This is a genomic window from Paenibacillus koleovorans NBRC 103111, from assembly GCF_004000845.1.
GTDB classification, from domain to species: Bacteria; Bacillota; Bacilli; order Paenibacillales; family NBRC-103111; genus Paenibacillus_AA; species Paenibacillus_AA koleovorans.
This window is the reverse complement of the sequence record NZ_BIMA01000226.1, coordinates 1-2,685: the sequence shown is the minus strand read 5'-3', so window position 1 is coordinate 2,685 and position 2,685 is coordinate 1. Positions and strand designations below refer to the sequence as shown.

General features: G+C 48.8%; 3 protein-coding genes. 1 reads left to right on the top strand and 2 read right to left on the bottom strand.

Annotated features, from left to right (window positions below):
• Together PKO02S_RS33020 and fabF are read right to left on the bottom strand one after the other, a co-directional pair.
• Positions 1 to 196 (bottom strand): hypothetical protein (locus PKO02S_RS33020; RefSeq protein ID WP_218033991.1); only part of this gene is annotated, 196 nt, incomplete at its 3' end.
• A gap of 198 nt (positions 197 to 394) precedes the next feature.
• The gene (gene fabF, locus PKO02S_RS31810; protein WP_127589278.1) at positions 395 to 1,633 is read right to left on the bottom strand and encodes a beta-ketoacyl-ACP synthase II; all 1,239 of its coding nucleotides are present in this window, start codon (positions 1,631 to 1,633) and stop codon (positions 395 to 397) included.
• A 126-nt stretch (positions 1,634 to 1,759) separates the two neighbouring features.
• Between fabF and PKO02S_RS31805 the strand changes: the two genes are divergently transcribed.
• The gene (locus PKO02S_RS31805; protein WP_127589276.1) at positions 1,760 to 2,599 is read left to right on the top strand and encodes a helix-turn-helix transcriptional regulator; all 840 of its coding nucleotides are present in this window, start codon (positions 1,760 to 1,762) and stop codon (positions 2,597 to 2,599) included.
• Positions 2,600 to 2,685 lie beyond the last annotated feature (86 nt).

The window sequence follows — 2,685 nt, the reverse complement described above, 5'->3', positions numbered from 1 at the left end:
TTTCGAAATCATCGCACCAAATCCACTCCGCTTGCTTGTTGCTACACTCTTGTGTCACCAGACCGGCTCCCGGCTCCTCGGCTGCAGCTTGGTTCGCAGCAAACGGGAATGGACTGCCAGACACCAGCAGCAAGGCCACCATAACTAAAATCAATACTCGACTGTACAATCGCGAAATACCAGGAACACGATTCAAGGGACCTCTCTCCTCTTTCATTCGGATGTTAGTTTAAGAGACGGGACGCCTTAATTATAGAATTAGCTTTACGAGGGCTTAAATAAATCAGTTCTTACTAATTCAAACCATTGTTTACATTGAGCCGCCGGCTCCAAAAAGAAAAACCATCAGGGGGAAAATACCCTGATGGTTCTAGTGCTAGCGTGTTTTGGGAGATTACCCGTTGAAGGCTTTCAGCACGATCACTGCATTGTGCCCTCCAAAGCCGAAAGAATTAGAGACTCCCACATTCAATGCGGCTTCACGAGCTTCATTGGGAACATAGTCCAAATCACATTCTGGATCCTTCTGCTCCTGGTTAATCGTCGGCGGAATTATATTTTGCTGAAGACTTTTAACTAAAGCGATAGCCTCCACTGCACTGGATGCGCCCAACAGGTGGCCCGTCATGGACTTATTTGCCGTAATCGGAACCCGATAAGCAAGCTCTCCGAACAGCTTCTTGATCGCCAACGTTTCCGACTTATCGCCAATTTCTGTGCTAGTAGCGTGTGCGCTTATTACATCCACCTCATCAAGCCCGATGCGGGCTTCTTGAATCGCCAGTTTCATAGCCAAATAAGCGCCTTTCCCCTCAGGGTGGGTGGCCACGACATGGTAAGCATCGGAGCTGGCTCCATAGCCAATTACTTCCGCATAAATTTCGGCCTTTCTTCGCAAAGCGTGAGTGAGCGACTCCAGAACCAAGATTCCGGCGCCTTCCGCCATAACGAAGCCTTCACGACCTGCGTCGAACGGACGACTGGCTCGGGCGGGCTCATCGTTCCTGGAAGATAACGCCGTTGCATTGCCAAAGCTCGCCAAAGCTATTTCTGAGACAGCGGCTTCGGCCCCTCCGGCCAACACAAGATCAGCGAGTCCCGTTCGGATAATTCGGAACGCCTCGCCAATCGCGGTATTTCCAATGGAACACGCCGTTACAGGAGATAGAGTTGGGCCTAGTGCTCCGTATTTGATACTAATGGCGGCCGCTGCCATATTCGATATCATCATGGGAACCAAAGTCGGGCTTACCCGTTCAGGACCACGCTCTCGAAGGATCGCAGCTTGATCGTACAAAGTCTGGATGCCGCCTACACCGGAACCAACATATACCCCCATTCGTTCCTGATCAACCTGCTCAAGAGTAAGCCCCGAATCCTCCCAAGCCTGCTCGGCAGCAGCCACGGCAAATTGACAGAATCGATCCATTCGCCGTGCTTCTTTTCGCCCGAATAGACCTTCTGCATCAAAATCTCGAACCAATCCAGCTATTTGGGATTTATGTCTGGAGACGTCAAAGGTATCAATCAAGGAAACTCCGGACTCCCCTTTGATCAACCGATTCCAATAGCTGTCTATCGTGTTCCCAAGCGGTGAAACGACACCCATCCCCGTTATAACTACCCTTTCCATTCGGTTATCCTCCCTTACGCGAAATCATGTTACAACTATTTTGTCTTTTTAAATATCCTATTACAAGTAATGCTTTATCCTAGTATAATGAGTAACATGATAAATGTGAAAAGGGGGTTCCGTACCATGGATCGTGCCGTTAGACTTCAAACCTTGTCTGCCTTCCTGAAGTCCAAAAGAGCGAAAATTGCCCCAGAGTCTATCGGGCTCGCTTCAGGCAATCGCAGAAGAACGCCAGGTCTCCGCAGGGAAGAAATTGCCCAACTGGCGGGGGTCAGCACCACTTGGTATACGTGGCTGGAACAGGGACGAGATATAAGAATGTCCGCATCCGTATTGGACTGTATCGCTAATGCGCTGCAATTGACCGCTGACGAACGCAAATATGTATATGCATTGGCCTTGGAGTCGGGTTCAGGAGCCGCATCCTTGAAAGTCGAACAAGCCGAAATCAGTCCGTCTTTAAAAAAGATTATGAACGAGCTGCGATTTTGCCCAACCCTCATAACGGATAGGCGTTATTTTATTGTCGGTTGGAATGAGGCTGCCTCCCATGTGTTCTTAGACTTTGAACAAGTCCCCCTCGAGCAGCGCAATATGATTCGTTTGTTGTTCACAAGGAAGGAGCTTCGAAGATTAGCGGTTAACTGGGAACATTTTGTCAGTGGATTTCTTGCCATCTTTCGTGCTTATTACGGCCAATATAGCGAGGATGATTGGTACGACGGTTTTCTTGAGGAAATGAAGCTGGTTCACCCCGACTTTGACCTCCTTTGGCAACAAAGCGAAGTAAAATCGGCTCCAGAGGTTGTGATCGAATTTCGTCATGCCAGAGCAGGGAAGATGCTGTTTCATTTGACATCCCTACAGGTTCAAGGCAGCTCGGATTTGCGCTGCAGCATCTATACGCCCGCTGCCGACTCCTCAACCGAGAACAAGCTGCAAAAATTAATAGACCGCAAATAGCCAGCCAAACCGCACCGAGTATTATTAAAAAAGGGAGAACCTTCGGTTCCGCCCCAAAAACTTAAACTCTATAATGTTAAGAAAAA